This window comes from Bordetella genomosp. 4, assembly GCF_002261185.1.
Taxonomy (GTDB): domain Bacteria; phylum Pseudomonadota; class Gammaproteobacteria; order Burkholderiales; family Burkholderiaceae_B; genus Bordetella_A.
This window is the reverse complement of the sequence record NZ_NEVQ01000017.1, coordinates 16,324-42,581: the sequence shown is the minus strand read 5'-3', so window position 1 is coordinate 42,581 and position 26,258 is coordinate 16,324. Positions and strand designations below refer to the sequence as shown.

Below are 26,258 nucleotides of genomic sequence, written 5' to 3'. Positions count from 1 at the left end.
CCATATGTCTAAAAATCGTCGGCTTAGTGTCGCTGTCAGACGAGTTCGTCCTGTGCATGGTCACGGGGCACCATCGGTCTGACATGTGTGTCGCTCCGGGGAAGGGGTGTCCTGTGTCTCCGTCCTGCGCTTTGGGGCCAGGCGATTCAGGTTCATTTTTTTCAGCAAATGCCGCTGGTGCGGCGCTGCGCACTGATACGCGCGGCATGGTGCAAGCCCAAGGCGCTTTTCGGTGCGGGGCGGCACGATGCTACGTCTAACAGGAACGTCGTGAACATTACGCAAGTCCACGCTACATCGGTTTTTCCGCTATCGGAGCTTCATGGCTTCTGTGGGCGGGTGGGCGCCGATCTCGGCGCTGTAGCCGAAGCCGGCTTTGCCCAGCAAGCTTGCGACGATCATCACAACAAACAAAAAGGCCCGGCGGTAAGCCAGGCCTTTAAGAAATTTGGTTGCGGGGGCAGGATTTGAACCTACGACCTTCGGGTTATGAGCCCGACGAGCTGCCAGACTGCTCCACCCCGCGTCTGAGAGAACGAAATCATAGCGTCTTTTCAGAGTCGACGCAAATTTGCCCTTTTTATGTAGGTAGACAGAAGCTCAATGGACAATAGCGAGGCAACTTATGTGCTGGAAGCTGCGCTGCTATGCGCCAGCCAGCCCATGCCATTGACCGAAATGCGCAAGCTGTTCGGCGAAGATCCCGATTTCGATAACGACAGGCTGCGGGCGATGCTGCAGGAGCTGCAGGAACATTGGGCGAACCGCGGAATGGACTTGGCGCAGTTGGCGACAGGGTGGCGTTTTCAGAGCCGCCCGCAAATGCAGCGCTATCTGGAACGCCTGAATCCCGAGCGGCCGCCCAAATATTCTCGAGCCGTGATGGAAACGCTGGCGATCGTAGCCTGGCGCCAGCCGGTGACGCGCGGTGACATCGAAGACATTCGCGGGGTGACGGTCTCGTCTCAAATCGTCAAGACCCTCGAGGACCGCGGCTGGATCGAGGTCATCGGCCATCGCGATGCGCCGGGGCGGCCGGCCTTGTTTGGCACGACGCGGCAATTTCTTGATGATCTGGGGCTGCGCGCGCTGGACGAGCTGCCGCCATTGGATAGCGCACAGGCGGCCGCTGCGTTGCAGGGGCTGGATCTGGGGGGCTCCGAAGTCACCCTCGAAGTCAGTGATCCTCAGGCGGCGGAGCCCGGTGCAGACGCTTCCGAATCGCAGGGTGCTGAGGCGGCCGGTGCCGGGACAGAGGCTGCCGAGGGCGATGCTGTTGTTTCCGCTGAGGCCGCGGAGCCGGTCGAAAATGCGGCTGCCGATGAGTCTTCTGGTTCTGAGTCGGTCTCCAGCGAAGACGCCAATGCCGCGCCGGACACGCCAGCCGTATCCGATACAGAGGATGCGGTGTCCATCGATGCCACGGCAGTCGGTGCCGACGCGACATCCGAGCCTGTACCGGTACAGGCAGATGCTGATACGACGCTTGAATCTGCGCCGGTAGGGGTGGATGCCGATGCGACGCTCGAGTCTGCGCCGGTAGAGGTTGATGCCGATATGACGCTTGAGCCTGCTGCGGTAGAGGCGGATGCTGAGGCATCTGGCGAAGATGTGGCGGTGTTGGATGCAGATCCCGCCGTGGCGGACGAAGCTGGGCTGGAGACGCCTCGCATCGACGTCGAATCAACAATTGCCGAAGCGGAATCGCAAGAGTCTGCGCCCGAGGCTGAAGCCTCCGAGGCTGAGGATTCTCCCTCCGCTGATGATGAAGACCAATCCGCGCAAGGCGGGTTGGCGAAAGCTTAAAGAATTCTGGAGCTGTCTCCGTGACAACCGAAATGACGCGTAAAAAAATGCAAGACGATTCTCCTGTTCCTGATTCGCTGGCCGGCGAGTCGCCTGTGGTGACGAAAGTCCGAACGACCAAGAGCGCTGCCAGCAAATCTGCGGCGGCCAAGTCGACAGTGAAAGTGCCCGCGACGAAGGCCGCGACAACAAAGGCCGCGGGTAAGTCTGCAGCGACCAAAACCGCAACGAAGACGGCTGCAACCAAGTCCGCCGCCAAGTCGGCGGGGGAGAAACCTGCATCGTCCAAGGCGAAGGCCAAGTCGGCAGACGACAAGCCTGCAGCGGTCAAGTCGGCGGCTAAACCGGCGACAAAGACTGCAGCCAGAAAAACGGTAGCCACGAAGTCGGCAGCCGATAAAGCGGCGGCAGACAGCTCCACGGTGGGCTCAGCGTCCGAATCCGTCACGCAGTCCAAGGTCGCTGCGACCAAATCGACAGCAAGCAAGTCGACCAAATCCAAGGCGGTATCGGGCGGCTCGGTCGAGGCTGTTGCAGCAGAGCCCGCCGTCAAGCGTACGCGTACCCGCAAAGCCGCCGCAGGCGCGGCATCGGCCGATACGGTGACGCCCACCGTGGCAGAAAACGCCACCTCGTCTGTCGTTGCGGCGCCCGTCGTCACGGCAGTGCGGGGTGTGGCTGCCGCAGCAATCGAGCGTAACGTGCCTGTTGTCGCAACGGAACGCGCTGCTGCCTCGCAGCCTGCTTCGCATGAAGGAACGGCTGGATCGTTTTCTGCAGGTTCTGCCCCCTCTGCGGCGCCTTCCGTGCCTGGCCGGCCGGTTGTTGCTGAAACGCGCGCGTCAGGCCAGGCTGACCTGTTCGAGTCCGCCGAGCCTGTCGCGAAACCAGTAGCCGCTCCTTTTGCGTCGATCGGGTCTGAAAGTGCTGCTTCGGCAGAGCCCGCGGTGACCGAAGGTCGTCCGAATCGCCGGCGCGGGGGAAATGCCATGGAAAATCAACGACCGGCTTCCGAGTCTGGTGAGGCATCGCCCGCTACTGCCGAGTTTGCCCAGGCAGCGGCAGGTCAGACCAACGAAGGGGATCCCAATGCGGCACGTGGCAGCCGTGGTCGTAAGCTGCGTACCCCGTTCCGCCGCCGTCGTGGCGATGCGACGGGTGTCGCGGGGGCGCCGGGATCGGTAGATGGCTCGCCGGACGTGCCCTCGGGCGAGGTGGCTGGCGGCCGCGGCGCCGAACGCGAGGCCGAACAGATGCTCTCTTATTTAGAGCATGCCGATCGTAGCGAGCAGCGCCTGGGCAAATATCTGAATAGCGATGCCGCGATGCCCAAGCTGCACAAAGTCCTGGCGGACGCGGGCATTGGCTCGCGCCGCGAAATGGAAGAATTGATCACGGCCGGCCGCGTGTCGGTCAATGGTGAGCCGGCGCACATCGGTCAGCGCGTTTCGCCCACGGACCTGGTCCGGGTCAACGGCAAGCCGGTTGCTCGTACCAATACGCGAAAACCACCTCGTGTCATCCTGTATCACAAGCCTGCAGGCGAAATCGTTAGCCACGACGATCCTGGTGGCCGCGCCAACGTGTTCGCGCGTTTGCCCAAGCTGCGTACCGGCAAATGGCTGTCGGTCGGGCGTCTGGATTTGAACACCGAAGGGCTGTTGATTTTCACCACGTCGGGTGACATGGCCAACCGCATCATGCACCCCCGTTACGGTACCGAGCGTGAGTACGCGGTGCGTGTGCTGGGCGAAATGGACGACGCCACGCGCAAATCCCTGGTCGAGGGCATTCAACTCGAAGACGGTATGGCGGCCTTTGGCTCGCTGGACTATCTGGGCGGCGACGGCAGCAACCGGTGGTATCGCGTTACGCTCCAAGAAGGGCGCAACCGCGAAGTCCGCCGGATGTTCGAGGCGGTAGGTGTGACGGTCAGCCGTTTGATCCGTACTCGCTTTGGTGATCTGGTGTTGCCGCGCAACCTGCGCCGCGGCCGTTGGGATGAACTGGATTCCTCCCTGGTGACGGCGCTGATGGTCCAGTTGGGCCTGTTGCGCGATGATGACGATGCCGACGGCGGTCGCCATGCGCGTCAACCGCGTTCGCACGACAGTGCTCTGCCCCCCGGGTTTGGCACCTTGGATCGCAATGGCATGAATGGTGCGCGCTTCGGCCGTCGTGGCAAATTGCAGGGCGGGCGCCCGGGCAGTGCTGGCCAGGTGGCGTCTTCACCGTCTGATCCCTTCGGTACTGGCTTGATGTTCACGGGCGGATACGCCAATGGGCATCCGCTAGGTAAGGACGGCGGGCGTGGTGGCAAGGGCGGCAAGCCGGGTGGCAAGCCTGGGGGTATGCAGGGCGGCCACAAGGCGGGTGGACGGCGCGGCGGCAAGGGCCCCGGTGCTCAGTTCGGCGGTGGTTCTGGCAATCCGGCAGGCGGGCAGGGCGGTAGCGGCGGCTATGGCAATGCCGGGCAGGGGGGTAACAGCGAAGGCGGCTATCAGGGCGGCAACAAGCGCGGTGATGGCAAGTTTTCAAAGCATGGCAAACCGCGCCGCCCCAAGGGGCCGGGTGGCGAGATGGCTGTATCGGCGCCGGGCGTTCCCGGCGCGTCCGGCAATCAGCGCAAAGGTCCGAACCGGCCCAATGGAAAACCCGGTGGCGGTCAAGGCGGCCCGCGTGGCAACCAAGCGGCGCGCAATGGCAAGCCGCAAGGCAACGGCGGCGGTAAAGGCCGTCCGCAGCGCGGCCCCAAAGGCGACGATTGGCAGCCCAAGAGCGCCTCGGCGCACGAGTCGCGCCTGGGCTTTCTGGGCGGTGGCCGTGGGCGTGGCGACCGCTGAGTGGTAACGCCGCGACGTCAAAGGCACTATCCTGGTGCCCTTGACGTAAACCCGCGACATAGCAGGCAATTTTCGCAATTATCTGGTAAAATCATTGGTTTTCATGGCGCGCATGCACCCACGGGTGCGTCCTTGTCATGTGCCGCAGCATATGCTGTCGCCTGGATAAGTGTTCGGGTGTGCTTCTTTTGGGCTTGGGTTCGGTGTCGAGCGCTGGTGGGGTGTCCCGTTAGCCGGTAATCCGAGGGCCAGGCAATACAGTGGGCTGGGTTTGCAGCCCATTTTTTTTGAGTGTATGGCAGATATTTACGCATTGACCCAACAGGCATTGGCCGGCATGGACGTCGAATTAGTCGACGTGGAACGTGCTGCGCTGGGCCTATTGCGCGTCACCATCGATAAGGTCGGGGGCGTGCGCATCGAGGACTGCGAGCAGGTCTCGCGCCAGTTGTCGCGCGTCTACGAAGTCGAAAACATCGACTACAAGCGGCTCGAAGTCGGCTCGCCGGGCACGGATCGCCCGTTGCGCACCGAGGCCGAGCTGCGCCGTTTCGTGGGCGAACGTATCGAGATCAAACTGCGCGAGCCGCTGGATGGACGTAAAGTGTTTTCCGGCATTCTGTCGCTGCCTGAGGCAGCGCAGGGCGCAGAGAGTGACACGGCGGCCAATGCGCAGCAGACCGTATTCGGTCTCGAATTTGAGGCAAAAAAGAACGACATCCAGGTATTGAGTTTCACGTTCGGTGATATCGAGCGTGCCAAACTGGATCCCGTTCTGGATTTCAAGGGCAAAAAGCGATGAGTCGCGAAATTCTTCTGTTGGTCGATGCCTTGGCGCGTGAGAAAAACGTCACGCGTGAAGTCGTATTCGGAGCGCTCGAGAGCGCGCTGGCTTCGGCCATGAAAAAGCGTTTCAAGGACGACGCCGAAATCCGCGTCTCCATCGATCGCGAGACTGGCAGCCACGAGGGTTTCCGCCGGTGGCTGGTGGTGCCTGACGAGGCCGGCCTGCAAGAGCCGGACAAGCAGGAAATGCTATCTGACGCCATCGAAATTCAGCCCAATATTCAGGTGGGCGAATACATCGAAGAACCGCTCGAGCCGATCGAATTCGGTCGTATCGGGGCGCAGGCTGCCAAGCAGGCCATCCTGCAAAAAATCCGTGACGCCGAGCGCGAGCAGGTCCTCAACGACTTTCTGGATCGTGGCGAGACCATCATCTCCGGCACGATCAAGCGCATGGACAAGGGCGACATCATTGTCGAAACCGGCAAGATCGAAGCCCGCTTGCCGCGCTCCGAGATGATTCCGAAGGAAAATTTCCGCGTCGGCGACCGTCTGCGTGCCTATGTGCTCAAGGTCGATCACGCTGCCCGCGGCCAACAGGTCATCCTGTCGCGTACATCGCCTGATTTCATCCGTCAGTTGTTCGAAAACGAAGTCCCCGAAATCGAGCAGGGTCTGCTCGAGATCAAGGCTGCTGCACGTGACCCCGGCGTACGCGCCAAGATCGCCGTAGTGGCCTACGACAAGCGCATCGATCCTATCGGGACGTGTGTCGGGATGCGCGGCTCGCGCGTGACCGCCGTGCGTAACGAATTGGGCGGCGAACAGGTCGATATCGTGCTCTGGTCCGAGGATCCTGCGCAGTTCGTCATCGGTGCCCTGGCGCCGGCCAATGTCGAGTCGATCGTGGTCGACGAAGACAAACACGCCATGGACGTGGTGGTCGACGAGGAAAACCTGCCCAAGGCCATCGGCGCCAAAGGCCAAAACGTGCGCCTGGCTTCCGAGCTGACCGGCTGGCAGATCAACATCATGACGCCAGAAGAAAGCCTCAGCCGCCAGGAATCCGAGCGTGCTGGCCTGCGTACCACATTCATGAACAAGCTGGACGTCGACGAAGAAGTCGCCGACATCCTGATTGATGAAGGGTTTACCGGTATCGAGGAAATCGCTTACGTGCCCCTGCCCGAGTTGCTGGAAATCGAAGCGTTTGACGAAGACACCATCAACGAGTTGCGCGCCCGTGCCCGCAATGCGCTCTTGACCGAGGCCATCGCTCAGGAAGAACGCCTTGAAACGGCTCAGGACCTGCTCGAGCTCGAAGGCGTGACGCCCGAGCTGGCTGCCAAGCTGGCCGAACGTCAAGTGTTGACCCGTGACGATCTGGCTGAGCTGGCTACTGACGAGCTGGCGGAAATTGCCGGTATCGACGAACAACAGGCCAGCGACTTGATCATGCGTGCCCGGGCCCATTGGTTCAACGAGGAATAACCGGCGGCATCCAGCCGAGCGTTTGATTCAAAACCCATTCATCGTTGTTGTAATCGCTGCATATAGAGGGAAGATAGCCTAATGTCGAGTAATACTGTCGCCCAGTTCGCTACCGAGCTGAAAATGCCAGCCAACGTGCTGCTCGAGCAGCTGCGTTCGGCCGGTGTTGACCTCAACTCGGTGGACGACGCGGTAACCGACAGCGACAAGGCGAAGCTGCTCGACTCTCTGCGCCGCGCTCATGGCGCGACCGAGGGCAAGAAGATCACCTTGACGCGTCGCCAGACCTCCGAGATCCGCCAGGCAGACGCCACCGGCCGCTCTCGTACCATCCAGGTCGAAGTCCGCAAAAAACGCGTGTTCGTCAAGCGAGATCCGTCCGAGATCGCCCAGGAACAGGCCGCCGCCCAACAGGTTGAGGCCGAGTCGTCTGTATCGGCACTTGCGCCTGCAGCGCCGGCGCCCAAGCCCGCCTCTACCCAGGAATCGAACGAAACCGTGGCGGCATCTGCCGTGCAGGCGGCCGAGCCTGCTGTTGCTGCGCCTGCCGCCGAGCCTACTGTCTCTGCCGAAGATCAGGCGAGCAAGACCGCCGCACCCGTGGTTGAGCCGACCCCTGCCCCGGCCGCCGACGATACCCAGGTCGAAGCCCCGGCCGCCAAGCCTGCAGCCGAAACGCCCGACGTGGTTGCCGATTCTGGTGCCGAGCGCGTCTCCGAGCCCGAGGCTGCGCCGCGCGTTGAACCTCAACCTGCTACCCCCGTGGCCCAGGCCGAGCCTGAGCCCCAACCCGAACCGGCACCCGTGCCGGCAGAGCAGCCGGCTGCCCCGACTGCGCCTGCTGCCGGGCAAGCCGCTCCCGAGCGCGAGGCCCCCTCGGCCCCGCCGGAACCTGTTGTGCAAGCTGAAATCGATACCGTTGCCAAATCTCCTGCCGAGTCTTCCAAACCGACTCCGCCTGCTTCTTCGTCCAAATCCAACGCTGCTCCGCCTCGTTTGACGCGCGCCGAGCGCCGTGCGCCGCCTCCGCTGGCTCAGACCGCGGGCGACAACGCGTCTCGCGAAGACGCCCGTCGTGCCGCCGAGGCCGAGGCCGCCGCCTTGCGCGAGATGTTGAATCGTCCCCGTAAAGTCCTGCGTGCTCCCGAACCGGAGGCCGCAGCGCCGTTGTCGGGTACGCTGCACAAGCCCAGCGGCAAGACCGCGGCTGGCGCGAAAAAAGACGCCAAGCCGGGCGCTGGCGCAGGCTCGAAGAAAACCATCAAGACGGCAGAGGTATCCTCGTCGTGGAATGATGATGCGTCGCGCAAAAAGCCTGCCGACACCAAATCCGCTGCTCCCAGCCGTGATGGCTGGCGCGCCGGTGGCAAGGGTGGCAAAGGCGGCAAGGGCGGCCGCAATCAACAGAACGATCAGCGCCGCCAAGAGCCCGTGCAGCAGGAGTTCATCGCTCGCGAAGTGCATGTACCTGAGACGATCAGCGTGGCCGATCTGGCACACAAGATGTCCGTCAAGGCTGCAGAGGTCATCAAGCAATTGATGAAACTCGGCCAGATGGTCACCATCAACCAGGTGCTGGACCAGGAAACCGCCATGATCGTGGTCGAGGAGCTCGGCCACGTGGCGATCGCTGCCAAGCTCGACGATCCGGAAGCCTTCCTCGACGAAACCCCGGGCGCCGCCGAAGCCGAGGCGTTGCCTCGTGCGCCGGTGGTCACCGTGATGGGTCACGTCGACCACGGCAAGACCTCTTTGCTGGATTACATCCGTCGCGCCAAGGTCGCCTCTGGCGAAGCCGGCGGTATCACCCAGCATATCGGTGCCTATCACGTGCAGACCGATCGCGGTATGGTGACGTTCCTGGACACTCCGGGCCACGAGGCGTTTACCGCCATGCGTGCCCGCGGCGCCAAGGCCACGGACATCGTGATTCTGGTGGTTGCCGCCGACGACGGCGTCATGCCGCAGACTCGCGAGGCCATTCACCACGCCAAGGCCGCAGGTGTGCCGCTGGTCGTGGCTGTCAACAAGATCGACAAACCCGAAGCCAACCCCGAACGCGTCAAGCAAGAGCTCGTCGCCGAGGAAGTCGTGCCCGAAGAATACGGTGGCGATGTGCCGTTCGTGCCTGTGTCGGCCAAAACCGGCGCTGGTATCGACGATCTGCTCGAAAACGTCTTGCTGCAAGCCGAAATCCTGGAGCTGACCGCCCCCGTAGAAGCGCCTGCCAAGGGACTGGTCATCGAAGCCCGTCTCGACAAGGGACGCGGTCCGGTTGCTACCATCCTGGTGCAGAGCGGTACGCTCAAGCGCGGCGATGTGGTTCTGGCTGGTGCCAGCTTCGGCCGCGTGCGCGCCATGCTGGACGAGAACGGCAAGCAAATCCAAGAGGCTGGCCCGTCCATTCCGGTCGAAATCCAGGGCCTGACGGACGTGCCCGCTGCTGGTGACGAGCTGATGGCGCTGGCCGACGAACGCAAGGCCCGCGAAATCGCGTTGTTCCGCCAAGGCAAGTTCCGCGACGTCAAACTCGCGCGCCAGCAGGCCGCCAAGCTCGAGTCCATGTTCGACAACCTGGGCGAGGGTACGCAAACCTTGGCCTTGATCGTCAAGACCGATGTCCAAGGCTCTCAAGAGGCCCTGGTGTCGTCGCTGACCAAGCTCTCGACCGACGAGGTTCGTGTCCAGGTTGTGCATGCGGCCGTGGGTGGTATCTCCGAAAGCGACATCAACCTGGCCATCGCTTCGAACGCCGTGGTGATCGGCTTTAACGTCCGTGCCGAGCAAAGCGCCAAGAAACTGGCCGAAAACAACGGCATCGACCTGCGCTACTACAACATCATCTACGACGCCGTGGATGACGTAAAAGCAGCCATGTCGGGCATGTTGGCGCCCGAGAAAAAAGAAGAGATCATCGGCCTGGTCGAGATCCGCGAGGTTTACTCGATTTCGCGTATCGGCAACATCGCGGGTTGTATGGTGCTCGATGGTGTGGTCCGCCGCGATTCGCAGGTCCGACTCTTGCGCAACAACGTGGTCCACTGGACCGGTCAGCTGGATTCGTTGCGCCGCTTCAAGGACGACGTCAAAGAGGTCAAATCCGGCTTTGATTGCGGTCTGACGCTGCGAGGCACCAACGACATCCAGGTGGGCGACCAACTGGAAGTCTTCGAAATCAAGGAAATTGCGCGTACGCTGTAAAAAGCGATCGTGAATTTCATACGTGTTACATGAGCCGTCATAAGTCTAAATCCATCCCCGGCCGCAATTTGCGGCTGGCCGACCAGATCCAAAAGGATCTGGCTGGCCTCATTCAGCGCGAGATCGACGTATCTCGCGCTGGATTGATCACGCTGTCCGGTGTGGAGCTGTCGGCTGATTACGCGCACGCCAAGGTCTATTTCACGGTGATGGGCGCCGAGCCCGACACCGCGGCGGCGCTGCTCAACGAAAAAGCCGGCTGGCTGCACTCCCTGCTGTACAAGCTCTTGCACATCCACACCGTGCCCCGATTGCGCTTCGTCCATGACGAGCAGATCGCGCGTGGCATCGAAATGTCGGCATTGATCGACCGCGCAAACCGGCCCGGCCCGGTCGCGGAAGAGCCCGACGAACCTGAAGACCAGCGCTGATCGGCTGTCGTCTACTGCTGCTTTTTTCCCGGATTCGACGATGGCTAAACGACGCGGGCTTGCGCTCGACGGTGTCCTGTTGCTAGACAAACCTGTGGGTTTGTCCAGTAATCACGCCTTGCAGCGCGCCAAACGCACCATGGATGCCGCCAAGGCTGGGCATACGGGTACACTGGATCCTTTCGCCACCGGTTTGCTGGTGTGCTGTATGGGACGTGCCACCAAGATCTCCGGCGCGATGCTCAACGCCGACAAATCGTACCGGGCGACGCTGCAGTTCGGCGAGGAAACCGATTCCGGCGATTTGACCGGCATCGTGACGGCACGCGCGACCGACGCGGTCAATGTGACCGAGGCTGCCTTGCTCGACGTGTTGTCACGCTTTCAGGGCATCATCGAGCAAATCCCGCCGATGTATTCAGCGCTGAAGCGGGACGGCAAGCCGTTGTATGAATACGCGCGTCAGGGTATCGAGCTGGACCGCCCCGCGCGCCAAGTCAAGATTTACCGCATCGACCTGTTATCGCTCAATGGCAGCCAGGCCGAGATCGATGTGGCGTGCAGCAAGGGGACGTACATACGTACCCTGGCGCAGGATATCGGCCGGGCACTGGGGTGTTATGCCCACCTGGCGGCGCTGCGGCGCACGCACGTCGGGCCGTTTTCGCTGGATCGCGCCGTCACGCTCGAGGCCCTACAGGCCATGACTGACCCCAAGCAGGCTTTGCTTGCATTGAATGAATTGCCGGCGGGCTTGCTGCCCGCCACACCGACCTTAAAGGACCCGCTATGACTCGCGCCTTGCGCAACGTCGCCATCATTGCCCACGTTGACCACGGTAAAACTACCCTGGTCGACCAGTTGCTGCGCCAATCCGGCACCTTCCGCGAAAACCAGGCGGTTACGGAACGGGTCATGGACTCGAACGATCTCGAAAAAGAGCGCGGCATCACGATTCTGGCGAAAAACTGTGCCGTTGAATACGAAGGCACGCACATCAATATCGTCGACACCCCGGGACACGCGGACTTCGGTGGCGAAGTCGAGCGCGTACTGTCCATGGTGGACGGTGTATTGCTGCTGGTCGACGCGGTCGAAGGCCCCATGCCGCAGACCATTTTCGTGACCCGCAAGGCCCTGGCCCTGGGATTGAAGCCCATCGTTGTGGTCAACAAGATCGACCGCCCAGGCGCCCGTCCGGATTTCGTGATCAACGCGACGTTCGATCTGTTCGACAAGCTTGGCGCGACCGAAGAGCAGTTGGATTTCCCCGTGGTGTACGCCTCGGGTCTGTCGGGCTACGCCGGCTTGACGCCGGACGTACGCGAAGGCGACATGCGTCCGTTGTTCGAAGCCATTCTGCAACACGTGCCGCAGCGTGACGACGATCCCAATGGTCCGCTGCAAATGCAGATCATCTCGCTGGACTACAACAACTACGTCGGCAAGATCGGCGTGGGCCGCATCAACCGCGGACGTATCCGTCCCGGCATGGATGTGGCTTTCCAATTCGGTCCCGAAGGCTCGATCTCGAAAGGCCGCATCAACCAGGTGCTGAAATTCAAGGGCCTGGAACGTGAGGTGGTCGAGGAGGCCGAAGCCGGCGACATCGTGCTGATCAACGGTATCGAGGATATCGGCATTGGCTGCACGGTCATGGATCCGGCGAATCCGGAAGCATTCCCCATGCTGCGCATCGACGAGCCGACGCTGACCATGAACTTCATGGTGAACACGTCGCCCCTGGCCGGCCGCGAAGGCAAATTTGTCACCAGCCGCCAGCTGCGTGATCGCCTGGATCGCGAGCTGAAGTCCAACGTAGCGCTGCGTGTACGCGATACCGGCGACGATACCGTGTTCGAGGTGTCTGGCCGCGGCGAATTGCACTTGACCATCTTGCTGGAAACCATGCGTCGCGAAGGCTACGAGCTGGCCGTGTCGCGTCCGCGGGTCGTGTTCAAGGAAATCGACGGCGTCAAATGCGAGCCGTTCGAGTCGCTGACCATCGACGTCGAAGACGCTCACCAAGGCGGCGTCATGGAAGAACTCGGCCGCCGCAAGGGCGATCTGCAAGACATGCAGCCCGATGGGCGCGGTCGCACTCGTCTGGAATACCTGATCCCGGCCCGTGGCCTGATTGGTTTCCAGAACGAGTTCCTGACCTTGACGCGCGGTACGGGTCTGATGAGCCACATTTTCCACGAATACGCACCCGTGCGCGAAGGCAGCATCGGCGAGCGCCGCAATGGCGTGCTGATCAGCCAGGACAACGGCGATGCAGTGGCTTATGCGCTGTGGAAACTGCAGGATCGTGGCCGCATGTTCGTCAATCCGGGCGAGGCCTTGTACGAAGGCATGATCATCGGTATCCATAGCCGCGATAACGACCTGGTGGTCAACCCGATCAAGGGTAAGCAACTCACCAACGTACGTGCTTCGGGTACGGATGAGGCGGTGCGGCTTGTGCCGCCGATTCAGATGTCGCTCGAGTATGCGGTTGAGTTCATCGATGATGATGAACTGGTCGAAATCACGCCGAAGTCGATCCGTCTGCGTAAGCGCTATCTGCAAGAGCATGAGCGTCGTCGTGCGGCGCGTGAAAATGCTTGATAGCTAGCTGATTAGTGTGAAGGACGGGCGCCTGAAGTAGGCGTCCGTTTTGTTTTGATGCAGTGGTTGTGTTTGTTCTGGTGCGGATGATTTGGGCGTGAGGCTTGTTCTCTTCGGTGACGGATTTCTCTGTTGAGACGTCTGCGCCGGGAGCCGAATGCCGCACCGGCCCTATCGCCGCGACTCGGCCCGTCAGCAGGGGCCTCGGCCTCGCTGCGCGAGGCTAAATCGCGGCTCTACGGGCCGGCGCGGCATTCGGCTCCCGGCGCAGACTCACAGTGTCTCGGGGCGTCGAAGAGGTTGTCGCTCGCGGAGGTTATGCCATCCGGGGAAATCTGCGTCGTGCGCTCGAATTGCGGGTCTGCAACTGTGCACGCACGTTAGCCTGGCAGCGATGGTGCGTATTGAGCGTCGGTTTGATGCAGATCGTGAAATTCGCGTATGTGCTGCACGACTTTTTGTGGGTCGTCTTCGATGATGAATAGCTCCAGGTCGTGGGCACTGATCATTCCGTTGGCCAGCATTTGGTCGCGTAGCCAGCCGACCAGGCCTTCCCAGTATTCCTTGCCGACCAGGATGATGGGGGCCGGGGGCACTTTGCCGGTCTGGATCAGTGTCAGGGCCTCGAATAGCTCGTCCATGGTGCCAAAACCACCGGGCAGCGAGATGTAAGCAAAGCTATGCATGAAAAATGTCGCTTTGCGGGAATAAAAATACTCAAACGACAAACTGATTGTCTGGTATTTGTTATTGTGGGTCTCGTGCGGCAGGCTGATGTTCAACCCTACGCTGGTTCCTCCTGCTTCGAATGCGCCTTTGTTGGCGGCTTCCATGATGCCGGGGCCACCGCCTGCGATGACGGCAAAGCCCGCGTTGGCCAATTCGCGAGCAATGGCTTCGCTGGTTTCATAGTGCGGCGAGCCACGACTGGTGCGTGCACTGCCAAATAAGCTGACGGCGGGGCCTATATGGGCCAGCTGTTCTGCCGCCGTACGTATCTCTGAGATAATCACCGGTATTTGCTTGCCGGCGGGCGTTTCTAATTCTGCCTTTGTAACCATGAAGAAAACCTTATTGCTGGTAGACGGTTCGAGTTATTTGTACCGCGCCTTTCACGCTATGCCCGATTTGCGCAATGCGCAAGGCGAACCTACGGGCGCACTCTATGGTGTCGTGAATATGTTGCGTAAGCTCGTATCTGATCATAAGGCAGACTACGCAGCTTGTATTTTTGATGCACGCGGCAAGACCTTTCGTGACGATCTCTACCCTGACTATAAATCGCATCGGCCGCCGATGCCCGAGGATCTGGCTGCACAGATCGAGCCGATCCATCAGGCCGTCAAGGCCTTGGGCTGGCCGGTGCTGGCCATCGAGGGCGTCGAGGCGGACGACGTGATCGGTACATTGGCCTGCCAGGCGACCAAGCAGGATATTCACACCATTGTGTCGACCGGCGACAAAGACTTGGCACAACTGGTGGATTCGCATGTGACGCTGGTCAACACCATGAGCGGTGAGGTTCTGGACGAGCCGGGTGTGCAAAACAAATTCGGCGTCTCGCCTGAGCGTATTGTCGACTATCTCATGCTGATCGGTGATGCCGTGGACAATGTGCCGGGCGTGACCAAGGTTGGCCCCAAAACCGCCGTCAAATGGCTGAGCGAGTTTGGTTCCATTGAGGGCTTAATCGAACAGGCAGATGCCATCAAAGGGGTAGCAGGCAACAACCTGCGCGAAGCGATCCCCCAATTCCCGTTGACGCGTGAGTTGCTGACGGTGAAGTGCGACTGCGATCTGACCGGGCACGTCAATGCGATGTCTGATCTGGAACCTCGCCAACCCGACACCGGGACGCTGCAAGCACTTTACGAGAAATACGGTTTTCGTACCTGGCTGCGCGAGCTAACCGGCGACGCGGAACGTGTGCCGCAAGGGGATGCGCGTGTTATCGCCGAGGCGCCGGCTGCGCCTGCTGAACTCCGTTATCAAGTCATTGCGGGCTGGCCAGCGTTTGACGAATGGATGGCGTTGGTGGCCGAGGCGCCGCTCGTGGCGCTGGACACCGAAACCACCTCGCTGGATGAAATGCAAGCCAGCCTCGTCGGGATTTCCATGTCGGTTGAGCCGGGCGTGGCCTGCTATATCCCGCTGGCGCATCGTGGTCCGGATCATCCCGAGCAACTGCCCAAAGCCGAAGTCCTCGAGCGCATGCGTGCTTGGCTGCAAGATCCCGCACGGCCCAAGCTGCTGCATCACGCCAAATACGACGCCCATGTGTTTGCTAACGAAGGCATCGCGCTGGCAGGCATCCAGGACGACACCATGTTGCAGGCGTATGTGCTGGAATCACACCGCGGTGTGGGTCTGGCAGATCTCTCGCAACGTTATCTCGGCCGCAGCGGTATCAGTTACGAGGATCTGTGCGGCAAGGGCGCCAAGCAAATTGGCTTTGACGAAGTCGCCGTTGACAAGGCGGGCCACTATGCTTGCGAAGACGCCGATTTCACACTGCAATTGCATCAGGCTTTGCGCCCGCGCGTCGCTGCTGACGCTGGGCTCGAACGCATTTATCAACTGGAAATCCAGGTCTCTCGCGTATTGACCGTAATTGAACGCAATGGCGTCAAGGTCGACGCGGCTGAGTTGGGCCAGCAAAGCCATCGCCTGGGCCAGGAAATGCTGACCTTGGAGCAGCGGGCCTACGACCTGGCAGGGCAGCCGTTCAATCTGAATTCACCCAAGCAATTAGGTGAAATCCTGTTTGGCCGCATGCAGCTGCCCGTTGTGCGCAAGACCGCCAGCGGCGCGCCATCGACCGACGAAGAGGTCCTGACCAAGCTGGCGCAAGATTATCCCTTGCCGCAGGTCCTGTTGGAATATCGTGGCCTGTCGAAACTGAAATCGACCTACACGGACAAACTGCCTCGCATGATCAATGCGCGCACGGGCCGGGTGCATACGCACTATTCGCAGGCGGCTGTGATCACGGGCCGCTTGGCGTCGTCCGATCCCAATTTGCAGAACATTCCGGTACGCACCGAAGCCGGCCGCCGTGTGCGTGAGGCCTTCATTGCGGAAAACGGCGTGTTGTTGTCGGCCGATTATTCCCAGATCGAGTTGCGCATCATGGCGCACGTCTCCGACGACGAGAATTTGCAGCGGGCCTTTGCCGCCGGCGAGGACATTCACCGTGCCACCGCGTCCGAGATCTTCGGCGTTGCGCTCCCCGATGTCACGTCCGAGCAGCGCCGGGCTGCCAAAGCCATCAATTTTGGCCTGATATACGGCATGGGCGTGTTCGGCTTGGCGTCCAACCTGGGTATCACGCGCGATGCCGCCCAGGCATACATCGACCGCTATTTCGCCCGTTATCCCGGGGTGGCGCAGTACATGGAACAGACGCGGCAATTAGCTCGTCAACAAGGCTATGTCGAAACCGTCTTTGGCCGTCGCCTGCAGATGCCCGATATCCGCGCGGCATCGGGGCCTCGCCGCCAGGGCGCAGAGCGCGCCGCCATCAATGCGCCTATGCAGGGCACTGCAGCCGATCTGATCAAAATGGCCATGGTGGCAGTGCAAGACTGGCTGGACGCTGACCAATTGGCGACTCGCATGATCATGCAGGTCCATGACGAATTGGTGCTCGAAGTGCCCGACAGCGAAATCGAGGTCGTGCGCGCGCGCATACCTGAGCTCATGTGCAGCGTCGCGACGCTGCGCGTGCCGCTGGTCGCCGAGGTCGGCGTCGGTCCCAATTGGGAGCAGGCGCACTGAGGCGCCGATTTGCTAGCCTATCTACGACATGCGGGCCAGATGCCGTGGATAGGCTATTGCAAGCCCCGCTGGCCTATATCGGGGGCCACCGGCGCAAGGGAGCCTGTAACGATATAATATTACTTTAAGCATCCTTTCTGCCTCACTCCCCATGCTGCTCCTCTGGATCTTGCTGGCCACAGTCGCCGGCGGCCTGATCGCTGTGTCTATCGCCAGTTGGCTGGCGTACCGCGTTTTCAGCAAGTACCTGCATCACATGGTCAGCCTCTCGGTTGGGGTATTGCTGTCTGTTGCGCTGCTGCATTTGCTGCCCGAGGCGTTTGAGGGGGCAGACGCTGATGCTCACACTTTATTTGCATTGCTCTTGGCGGGGCTGCTGGGATTTTTCGTCCTGGAAAAAATCGCCTTGCTGCGGCACAGCCATCACCATGAGGGGGATGGCCATCATCATCACAAGGGACACGACCGGCACGAGGCCGGGCGCGGAGGCGTGCTGATTTTGATCGGCAGTTCGCTGCACAATTTGTGCGATGGCGTATTGGTGGCGGCGGCTTTTCTCACCGATCCTATCCTGGGCGTACTCACAGCCTCGTCGATCATCGTGCACGAGGTGCCGCACAAATTGGGCGATTTCGTGGTGCTGCTCAATGCGGGCTTGGCGCGGCGCAAGGCGTTTGTGTTGATCTTGTTTACCAGCTTATGTACTGCGCTGGGCGGGGTGATCGGCTATTTCCTTTTGCAGCAGGCGCAGGATCTGGTTCCCTACGTGCTGGTCATCGCTGCGAGCAGTTTCCTCTATATCTCCGTGTCGGATCTGATTCCGCAAATGCATGAACGGGGAGCGTTGTCTGATGCGATTCCCCAGTTGGTGCTCGTCGGTATCGGCGTTGCGGTTATCTACGGTGTGACTTCGTTCATGCACCATGGGCATGAGCATGGTGGGCACAACCATACTGTCGTGCACGAAGAGCATCATGAGGCTGGGCACTCGCATTGATGCAGGTGAAAGGCCTTTTTAGATGCTCTTGTTCCTTGCCTTGGGCTTTAATGCGTCTGTGACTCGCGTTGAGCTTGCTTATGCGATGTGGATGTTCTGTTTGGCGCTTTGGGGTGTCACGATAATCAGCGGTTAGAGTTCTTAAGGCGCCGGTATGCCGCGTGCGTAGGCTGCGCCGGCCCTATCGCAGCGGCTCGGCGCAAGACCAGGCGCCGAGGTCCCCTTCGGGGACTTCCCGCCGCTCAACGGGCCGGCGCAGCCTACGCACGCGGCACACCGGCTCGCAAGGACAGCAGGCCTCGGATGCTGATTTGCCGAGGGCACTGGCGCTGACCAACGAATCGTTTAACGACCGATGCATTTCATTTCTGTGAGTTCCGCAGGCGGGGCAAAGCGCGATGCCGGCCTTTTGAGCGACGGGAAGTCCCCGAAGGGGACCGAGGCCCCTGCTCATGGGCCGAGCCGTTGCGATTAGGCCGGCATCGCGCTTTGCCCCGCCTGCGGAACGCCTCAAGAACGCAATCCGCCGCCAGCAAACTATCTAATTAATCTCCCTCAAAAAAACCGCCATCTACCGACAAATAAACCGTCCCTGATCAAAACCATTCCACCCCGATACGAAAGCACTCCCCACCGCCCCAACATTTGCACCCACTCCCACCGCCAAGTACATTCACTCTTGAGACCAGCCAAATCGGCCCGGTCATTGGCATAGGAGTCCCGTCATGAGTTTTGCCCCCGCAGCCGGCCAGCCCACGCCCACCACTATTCACACCGATAGCGAAGGCCTGGAGCAGGGCGGTATTGATCTACCCGTGCACGACGGCACCATCTTTGCTTATTACGCCGCACCGTTAGGGAAAAAGGACCTACCCGTCGTGCTGGTCATACAAGAAATCTTCGGTGTGCACGAGCACATCAAAGACATCTGCCGCCGCCTGGCTAAAGCCGGCTATCTGGCCATTGCCGCTGACCTGTACCAACGCCAGGGCGACGCATCGCAATACACTGACATTCCTAAACTGATCTCCGACATCGTTGCCAAAGTCCCAGACGAACAGGTCTACGCCGACCTCAATGCCTGCATCGAGTGGGCCGGCCAACATGGCGGCGATACTTCGCGCGTTGGCGTCACAGGATTTTGCTGGGGCGGCCGCCTGACCTGGATGTATGCCGCGCATAATCCCACTGTCAAAGCCGGCGTCGCCTGGTATGGCAAAGTCGCTGCCGGCCATGGTCCCCTGATCAAACAAATGGTGGTGGATGTGGCTGCGAACACGCACGCGCCCGTGCTCGGCCTCTATGCCGGCCAGGATGCCAGCATTCCCCTCGATACGGTCCAAGCGCTACGGTCCGTATTGGCCAACGGCAACGAAGCCGCAAGGGCCTCGGAAATCGTGATCTATCCGGAAGCCAACCACGGTTTTCTCGCAGACTATCGACCCATGTATCGCGAAGCCGATGCTCGTGACGGCTGGCAACGCATGCTGACGTGGTTCGAACGGTATCTGTGATGACCGCATAGTGCGGGTGGCCGGCGCTCGTCGGATGTTAAAGCCTCTTATCGCTTTACCTGCCCGTACCATCTGCCGCGAGGGTTATGTGTGGCGCGGAGTGGTCACTCCTCTTGCGCCATGTATGCCAGGCGGTGAGCAACAACAGGCCTCCCGTCGCCGCCATGACAGCGAGCAGCGCATAGTCAAACGAAGCGCGCGCACGCTCAGCAAGCATGGCTGCGACCACTGGTGCCGACGTAGCGGCGACAGCCAGCGCCTCGTCCAGGCTGTCATACACCACCGCAGGCAGCGCGCTGTTGTCCGGCAATATCAAGGTAGCGCCATACACCGCCGTAGCCAGGCTGCCCATGATCGCGACACCGAGCACAGCGCCCAATTCGAAGGACATTTCTTCGACCGAGGCCGCCATCCCGACCTGATCGGCGGGCGCGTTGCTCAGGATCGAGCTCGATGCTGCTGTCAGCGCCATACCGAGGCCAAACCCCATGATCGTCAGGCTGACCAGTTGCCAGACCGGCGCCATCTGATGCGTGCCGACCAACGCAAATGCACCGAACCCGCCAATGAGCATCGACAGCCACATGCCGCGGTTTTCGCCCAGCCTCGGTATCAGCAAGCCCGCGATCGGCCCCGCGACAAACGAAGCCAGCGGCGCAGGCAGGATGAATAGCCCTGCCTGCAACGGCGACATTTGACGGACCAACTGCAGCCATTGGCTATAGATCAATTCAATGCCCGCAAAGGCGATCGCCGCAGCGAGCGCTACGATCACAGCCGTGCTGAATTTGCGATTGCGGAATAACCGCAGATCAATCAGCGGATCAGCCGTGCGTAATTGCCGTTTGACAAAGAACAGCAAAAAGACGGCGCCGGTGAGTCCGGCCAGCAACGCCAGGGTATAAGACGGCGCGCGCTGGCTGAGCTCTTTGACGGCGTACACCGAGCCGACCAGGCCGACCAGGATTTGCCCTGAACCTATCAGATCAAAGGCGCGGGTGGAGCCACTGCGGTGATCGTCGATAAACCACATTGCCAACGGCAACACGATCAACACCGTCGGCACGTTGATCAGGAATACCGATCCCCACCAGTAATGCTCCAGCAGTGCGCCACCCACGACCGGTCCGAATGCCGCGCCGCCCGACGCCACAGCCGCCCAGATGCCGATAGCGATAGCACGTTCACGCGCATCCTGGAACGTATGGCGAATAATCGCGAGCGTGGCGGGCATCATCATGGCCGCGCCTACCGCCAGCAGAACGCGGGCGCCCATCAGCCATTCCGGATTGGCCGCATAGGCCGCGAGCAACGAAGCGATACCAAATATCGCCATGCCGCCTACAAAGAGCCTTTTCGGCCCATAGCGGTCGGACAAGGTGCCCATCCCCGGCAGCAACCCGGCGACGGCCAGCGGATAAGCATTGACGATCCACAGTTTTTCAGACGCCGTCGCCTGCAGGGCCAGGGTGAGATGCGGCAATGCCGTATAGAGCACGGTCATGTCGATGACAATCAAGAACAGATCGACCGACACAATGGCCAGGATGAGCCAGCGTAACGCGTGTGATGATGAAGTATGCAAAGACGACATGGGTTGCCCCGCCGGGACTAAGGCGATGCCGTTGAAATAGCAGGCCTTCCCATGGCAGACTGGGGCAATAGCGTCCTGTGACAGGACATGCGCCAGAATGTGGCCCTGAACGGCATCCAGCCTGGTACCGGATGATGAACGGGATTATAATTTAATTCCATACGTATGTATTGAAAAAGAGTAACAATGGGTCGAACCCGTACCGTAGATCGTGAGCAGCTGCTCGACGCCGCCGAGGCCATTATCGAAACCTCGGGCGCGGCAGGCCTGACCATCGACGCCGTGGCCAAGGCCGTCGGCATCAGCAAAGGCGGTGTCCAATACTGCTTTGGGAACAAAGACGCCCTCGTGGATGCGCTGTTTACGCGCTGGGGCGCGTCCTACGACAGACTGTTTGCTCAGACCATGGCGGGCAGCACCGATCCCGTGGACGCCGTGCGCGCCCACGTCGCGGCAACCCGGCGCACTGATGAGGCCAGCGCCAAATCAGCCAGCTTGCTGGCGGCCCTGGCACAAACGCCCGAGCACCTGGTCAGCACGCGCAAATGGTATCGAGAGCGTATTGCCAAACTGGATACGACGACGCCAGAGGGCAAGCGCGCCCGATTGGCATTTCTGGCCACAGAGGGCGCGTTCATGCTGCGATTCTTCGGCTTTATGGATGTCGACGAGGCCGAGTGGGAATCCATGTTCGACGATCTGCAGCAATTGCTGTGAGGCTGACGGGGCGACGCCGGCATCGAGCCGGCCTGCACCCCAGTACGCACGGGCACCTTGGCTCTGGCCTCGTCAATTCCCTGTTTCGCGCAGCCGGCTCGGCAGCAATTCGCCATGCCGCGCCAGCAATGGATAGGCGGCCGCACCCACCAAGTGCGAATTGATGCTTTTCATGTCCCGCAGAATATCCAAGTACAACGCCCCGATTTCTGCCGCATCGATTTGCCCGGATTTGATTTTCTGCAGGTGCGCTTCCGATTCCTGCATTTCCAGTTCCCGGAAACGCGATTTTTCGCCTGCTAGTTCGCGTGCCTGGCGCACATCATCATTAATGAACAGGGCGGCCGCCTCGCGCTGATTGGCGATCAGGCGAGCCAGCGTTTCGTCCAATTGCTGACGTTGTTCAGGCGGCAACACCCAGCCTTGTTTGCGCAAACGGGCAATGTGATTGAGCAGGCCGTGATGTGTGATGTCCGCGGCGTGTCCGATATTGCTGGCAAAGGCCAGAATATCGTCCAGCCGCTGGGTATCGGCGCGGGTCATGTCCTCGCGGTCCAGCAAGGCCAGATAGGTGGTAATAGCCGTCTCGATCTTGTCCACGGCATTATCCAATTGGCGTGCCTGCACGAGACGGTGGCGGTTATCGCGTTTAAAGCCCGCACGCGCATAGAGCAAGAGCGTCTGCAGCATATCGGCCATACGCAGCGCCTCGCGCGCAGCGTTCCCCAAGGCGACCGCCGGCACATCGTGCGCTGATTCGTCCAGGTACTGGGGCCTGGCCGGGTCATTGGGATCCGTTTTTTTGGGCAGCCAGCGTGTCAGCAGCGCCGCATACGGTGTCAGCAGCGGCAGGAAAATCAAGGCGATCATGGCGTTGAACACGGTGTGAAAGTTGGCTACCAGGCGCGCATTGTCGCTCTCGAGCCAGCCCATCCAGCCCGGCAGCCATGGCAGCAGCAACAACCCCAGCACCACGCCGATGACACGCGTCAGGAGATTGCCCAGGGGCAGACGGCGAGCGGCAGGGTCGTCGCCGGTGACGCCTTCGATCATCGGATTGACGGCCGTGCCCAGATTGGCGCCCAGCACCAGTGCCAACGCCAGCGCGGGCGAGACCAGATGATGCTCCGATAACGACATGATCAGCACGACGATGGCCACACTCGAGTGTGCAGCCCAGGTCAATGCCGCGGACAGCAGTACCGCGGCGACGGGTTGCGTGCCCAATGCATCCAGTATCTGCTCCAGCAAAGGTGCATCTTGCAGCGGAGCGAATAGCTCTACCAGTTGATGCAGCGACAGCAATAGCAATCCCAGGCCTATGAATACCCGGCCCAGGTCACGGGTACGCCCCGGCGGGTAACGGCGAAACATCCATACCCCGGCCAAAATCAGGATAGGGGCCAACGCGGTCAGGTCGAATGACAGCAACTGAACGATCAGGGTCGTGCCTACGTTGGCGCCCAGCATGGCGGCCAGCGCGGGCGCGAGGCCTACGAGGCCGCCGGCCGCAAAACCCGTGATCATCAGCCCCGTCGCCGTGCTGCTCTGCAACGCCGCAGTGATTCCCAACCCCGTCGAAAACGCCCGTAATCGCGTTCCCAGGGCGCGCCCTAACGCTGCTCCCAAGGCGGCGCCGAACGCACGCTGCACGCCCGTCTGTACCATGTGCACGCCCCATAACAGCAGCGCCACGTATCCCGCAAAATCGAGGAGGGGTATGAGTCCCGACATAGTCAGCCTGCAAAAATCAACGCCACGGGCCGTTGGATCCGGATTGAAACAAACCTGTCATATCCAATGATCGCACGCCCGGGGGCGAAGGGAAATCGTCGTCAAGCAGGGAATTCCAAGCTCTTGTATTCATACCTTATCTCTCTGTCCCCAGTTTGACCAGCATTGTCGATTACGTCGCTGTGCTCCGCGTATCATGTCTATATGATCCTCATCCTCCCTTTTACAGAGGTTAACCGTGGCAGTCTCCGCTTTTGATCTTTTTAAAATCGGCATCGGGCCGTCCAGCTCTCATACGGTGGGACCAATGCGAGCCGCGCTGTTATTTGCCCAGGGCTTGGAGCGGGATCGACTGCTGTCTCAGGTTGCCTCGGTGCGGGTAGAGCTATATGGATCCCTGGGGGCGACTGGCAAGGGGCATGGTACCGACAAAGGCGTCATCCTGGGGCTGATGGGGCAGGCGCCTGATACCGTTGACCCGTCGGCGATCGCGGGCTTGCTGCAGTCGGTACGTACGGGCAAGTCCCTCGCATTGCTGGGCCATTTCCCAGTGCCCTTCATCGAGAAAGAGCACATCCTGTTTTATCGCCGCGAGGCCATGGCCGAGCACCCTAACGGTATGAAATTCCATGCCTTCGATGCGGCGGGCAATTCCCTGCGCGAAGCCCGTTATCTTTCGGTGGGCGGCGGTTTTGTGGTGACCGCAGGCGCATCGAACAGCCAGATCATCGCGGCGCACGATCAGTTGCCGTTTCCCTTTCGCACCAGTCGCGAGTTGATGGAGATGTGCCACGCCGAGTCCTGTACGGTGGCGCAATTGATGATGCGCAACGAACTCGTGTGGCGTACGCAGGCCGAGGTTGATGCCGCGCTGGATCGCATCTGGCAAGTCATGCAGGATTGTGTCAGCCGCGGATGCGGCATCAATTACCCCGAAGCAGATGGCGACTTGCCCGGTCCGCTGAAGGTTCGCCGCCGTGCGCCCGAGCTATATCGCAGCCTGACACAGCGGGCCGAGCGCACATTGTCCGATCCTTTGTCCGTCATGGACTGGGTCAATCTGTACGCCATGGCCGTCAACGAGGAGAACGCCGCGGGCGGGCGCGTGGTGACAGCGCCCACAAACGGGGCGGCGGGCATTATTCCAGCTGTATTGCACTATTACGACCGCTTTGTCCCGGGCGCCAACGCCCAGGGCGCACGCGATTTTCTGTTGACGGCCGCAGCGATAGGCTTGTTATACAAATATAACGCCTCGATCTCTGGCGCCGAAGTCGGTTGCCAGGGCGAGGTCGGCGTCGCCTGTTCCATGGCGGCAGGGGCGCTAGCGGCTGTGCTGGGCGGTTCCGTGAACCAGGTCGAAAACGCAGCCGAAATCGGCATGGAACACAACCTGGGTCTGACCTGTGATCCGGTGGGCGGTCTCGTCCAGATCCCTTGTATCGAGCGTAACGCGATGGCCTCTGTCAAAGCCGTCAACGCCGCGCGTATGGCTTTGCGCGGAAACGGTCAACATTACGTGTCACTCGACTCGGTTATCAAGACCATGCGCGAAACCGGCGCAGACATGAAAACAAAATACAAAGAAACAGCCCGCGGGGGGTTAGCGGTGAATATCGTCGAGTGCTAGACAATCAAACACTCTTTTTTTCGTACGCGTGCGGCATCCCTGACCCGTCGGCCACGACAATCGACCATTGCACCGCGATGATAAAACTCGATCGGCTGAGTAGTGGCAATGACAATTACAGCGCCAAGAACCCGACAATCACCAGCGCAATCAATACCACCTTGGTGATCTTGTACACCGTACGATTCCACGCCTTGAACTGCTTGCGCTTTTGATCGATGACCCAGTGCGCGTGCGTCAGCTTGTTGATGGCGCCGGTCTGATCGCCGCTATCGTTCGGCGAGCTGGCCGCCGACATCACGACGCGCCCGAACCACCGGTTAAATGCCTCGGCCCATCGCCATTTCAGCGGACGCTCGATGTCGCAAAACAAAATAATGCGATTGGCCTCAGACTGGTTGTGGGCTTCGTGGACGTAGGTTTCGTCAAACACCACGCTCTCACCATCACGCCAGCTATACGGCTCGCCGTCGACGATGATGTGGCATCGGTCATCATTAGGGGTAGCCAGGCCCAGGTGATAGCGCAGCGAGCCCGCAAAGGGATCCCGGTGCTTGTTGAGCTTGCCTCCAGGAGGCAGTTCGGCAAACATGGCTGCCTTGACCTTGGGCAGGCTTTTCAGAATGGCGACGGTGCGCGGGCACAGTTCCTCGGCTGACGGATGACGGGCGTCATACCATTTCAGATAAAAGCGCTTCCAGCCATATTTGAAAAATGAATTAAAGCCGATGTCGTCGTGCTTCTCCGCCGCTTTGATGCGGCGCAGCTCGGCCATTTTCAGCGCTTCGTCACGGATGACTTCCCAGTTGTCGTCCAGGACTTGCAACTCGGGGATCTCGCGCGACGGCAAATAGGGTGTGGTCGGCACACGGGAGCACAGCACCATGAACGCATTGACTGGCGCCAGCAGCGCGGATTGGTCCAACAGCTGGCGAGAAAGGCGCAGACGCACACGGCCTCGAAAATGTGCAAAGAGGATGGCGGCCAGCCAGATAACAGGAATCAGCCACTTCATAACGCATAGCTCGTCGAGAGCCATTTGATAAAAAGACGACCTATTTTCTCATAGCTTGGCAAAATATGACGGAGTGGGGGCTGGCGTGCCCGCCCAGACGGCCGACTAGGTA

General features: G+C 60.6%; 18 protein-coding genes and 1 tRNA gene. 14 read left to right on the top strand and 5 right to left on the bottom strand.

Going from position 1 to position 26,258, the window contains the following annotated elements:
* Positions 1-270 precede the first annotated feature (270 nt).
* The gene (locus tag CAL20_RS17450) at positions 271-471 is read left to right on the top strand and encodes a hypothetical protein (RefSeq protein ID WP_141217695.1); all 201 of its coding nucleotides are present in this window, start codon (positions 271-273) and stop codon (positions 469-471) included.
* Here the strand turns inward: CAL20_RS17450 and CAL20_RS17445 are convergent.
* A tRNA-Met gene (locus CAL20_RS17445) sits at positions 450-526 on the bottom strand. The genes CAL20_RS17450 and CAL20_RS17445 overlap by 22 nt on opposite strands.
* Positions 527-603: 77 nt before the next feature.
* Here CAL20_RS17445 and scpB point away from each other — a divergent pair.
* From scpB to typA, 8 genes are all read left to right on the top strand, one after another.
* The gene (scpB, locus tag CAL20_RS17440; protein ID WP_094822172.1) at positions 604-1,806 is read left to right on the top strand and encodes an SMC-Scp complex subunit ScpB; all 1,203 of its coding nucleotides are present in this window, start codon (positions 604-606) and stop codon (positions 1,804-1,806) included.
* A 989-nt stretch (positions 1,807-2,795) separates the two neighbouring features.
* Positions 2,796-4,649 (top strand): 23S rRNA pseudouridine(2605) synthase RluB, encoded by a 1,854-nt coding sequence (gene rluB, locus CAL20_RS17435; protein ID WP_094838604.1) that lies wholly within the window; start codon positions 2,796-2,798, stop codon positions 4,647-4,649.
* Between the two features lie 295 nt (positions 4,650-4,944).
* Positions 4,945-5,451: a ribosome maturation factor RimP gene (gene rimP / locus CAL20_RS17430; protein WP_094838504.1), complete on the top strand. Its 507-nt coding sequence runs from the start codon at positions 4,945-4,947 to the stop codon at positions 5,449-5,451.
* A complete protein-coding gene (gene nusA, locus CAL20_RS17425; RefSeq protein ID WP_094838503.1) occupies positions 5,448-6,926 on the top strand; it encodes a transcription termination factor NusA in 1,479 nt (492 codons plus the stop codon). The genes rimP and nusA overlap by 4 nt, the downstream gene beginning before the upstream one ends.
* A gap of 81 nt (positions 6,927-7,007) precedes the next feature.
* Positions 7,008-10,127, top strand: a complete 3,120-nt coding sequence (infB, locus tag CAL20_RS17420; RefSeq protein ID WP_094838502.1) for a translation initiation factor IF-2 — start codon at positions 7,008-7,010, stop codon at positions 10,125-10,127.
* Positions 10,128-10,156: 29 nt separating this feature from the next.
* Positions 10,157-10,558: a 30S ribosome-binding factor RbfA gene (rbfA, locus tag CAL20_RS17415; RefSeq protein WP_094822168.1), complete on the top strand. Its 402-nt coding sequence runs from the start codon at positions 10,157-10,159 to the stop codon at positions 10,556-10,558.
* A gap of 40 nt (positions 10,559-10,598) precedes the next feature.
* Positions 10,599-11,351, top strand: coding sequence for a tRNA pseudouridine(55) synthase TruB (truB, locus tag CAL20_RS17410; RefSeq protein ID WP_094838501.1), 753 nt, complete (start codon positions 10,599-10,601; stop codon positions 11,349-11,351).
* Complete coding sequence (gene typA / locus CAL20_RS17405; RefSeq protein ID WP_094838500.1) at positions 11,348-13,168, top strand: translational GTPase TypA; 1,821 nt, start codon at positions 11,348-11,350, stop codon at positions 13,166-13,168. The genes truB and typA overlap by 4 nt, the downstream gene beginning before the upstream one ends.
* Before the next feature lie 380 nt (positions 13,169-13,548).
* Here the strand turns inward: typA and CAL20_RS17400 are convergent, their stop codons facing one another.
* Positions 13,549-14,175 carry a TIGR00730 family Rossman fold protein gene (locus CAL20_RS17400; RefSeq protein ID WP_254924169.1) on the bottom strand — a complete coding sequence of 209 codons (627 nt, stop codon included), beginning with the start codon at positions 14,173-14,175 and terminating at the stop codon, positions 13,549-13,551.
* A gap of 52 nt (positions 14,176-14,227) precedes the next feature.
* On the opposite strand from CAL20_RS17400, the gene polA reads away from it, so the two are divergent.
* The 3 genes from polA to CAL20_RS17385 all read left to right on the top strand — a co-directional run bounded on the left by polA (position 14,228) and on the right by CAL20_RS17385 (position 19,456).
* Entirely contained in the window at positions 14,228-16,945 is a 2,718-nt protein-coding gene (gene polA, locus CAL20_RS17395; protein ID WP_094838499.1) for a DNA polymerase I, read from the top strand.
* A 151-nt stretch (positions 16,946-17,096) separates the two neighbouring features.
* Positions 17,097-17,942 carry a ZIP family metal transporter gene (locus CAL20_RS17390; protein WP_094838498.1) on the top strand — a complete coding sequence of 282 codons (846 nt, stop codon included), beginning with the start codon at positions 17,097-17,099 and terminating at the stop codon, positions 17,940-17,942.
* A gap of 725 nt (positions 17,943-18,667) precedes the next feature.
* Complete coding sequence (locus CAL20_RS17385; protein ID WP_094838497.1) at positions 18,668-19,456, top strand: dienelactone hydrolase family protein; 789 nt, start codon at positions 18,668-18,670, stop codon at positions 19,454-19,456.
* Positions 19,457-19,511: 55 nt separating this feature from the next.
* Here CAL20_RS17385 and CAL20_RS17380 read toward each other — a convergent pair whose 3' ends face one another.
* Positions 19,512-21,050, bottom strand: coding sequence for an MFS transporter (locus CAL20_RS17380; RefSeq protein ID WP_094822161.1), 1,539 nt, complete (start codon positions 21,048-21,050; stop codon positions 19,512-19,514).
* Between the two features lie 186 nt (positions 21,051-21,236).
* On the opposite strand from CAL20_RS17380, the gene CAL20_RS17375 reads away from it, so the two are divergent.
* Positions 21,237-21,767 carry a TetR/AcrR family transcriptional regulator gene (locus CAL20_RS17375; protein WP_094822160.1) on the top strand — a complete coding sequence of 177 codons (531 nt, stop codon included), beginning with the start codon at positions 21,237-21,239 and terminating at the stop codon, positions 21,765-21,767.
* 72 nt (positions 21,768-21,839) lie between these two features.
* Here the strand turns inward: CAL20_RS17375 and CAL20_RS17370 are convergent, their stop codons facing one another.
* Positions 21,840-23,501, bottom strand: a complete 1,662-nt coding sequence (locus CAL20_RS17370) for a Na/Pi cotransporter family protein (protein ID WP_094838496.1) — start codon at positions 23,499-23,501, stop codon at positions 21,840-21,842.
* Between the two features lie 238 nt (positions 23,502-23,739).
* Here CAL20_RS17370 and CAL20_RS17365 point away from each other — a divergent pair, with 238 nt between their 5' ends.
* Complete coding sequence (locus tag CAL20_RS17365; RefSeq protein WP_094822158.1) at positions 23,740-25,131, top strand: L-serine ammonia-lyase; 1,392 nt, start codon at positions 23,740-23,742, stop codon at positions 25,129-25,131.
* Positions 25,132-25,246: 115 nt separating this feature from the next.
* Here CAL20_RS17365 and lpxO read toward each other — a convergent pair whose 3' ends face one another.
* Positions 25,247-26,146 (bottom strand): lipid A hydroxylase LpxO, encoded by a 900-nt coding sequence (lpxO, locus tag CAL20_RS17360; RefSeq protein ID WP_094822157.1) that lies wholly within the window; start codon positions 26,144-26,146, stop codon positions 25,247-25,249.
* Between the last annotated feature and the right edge of the window lie 112 nt (positions 26,147-26,258).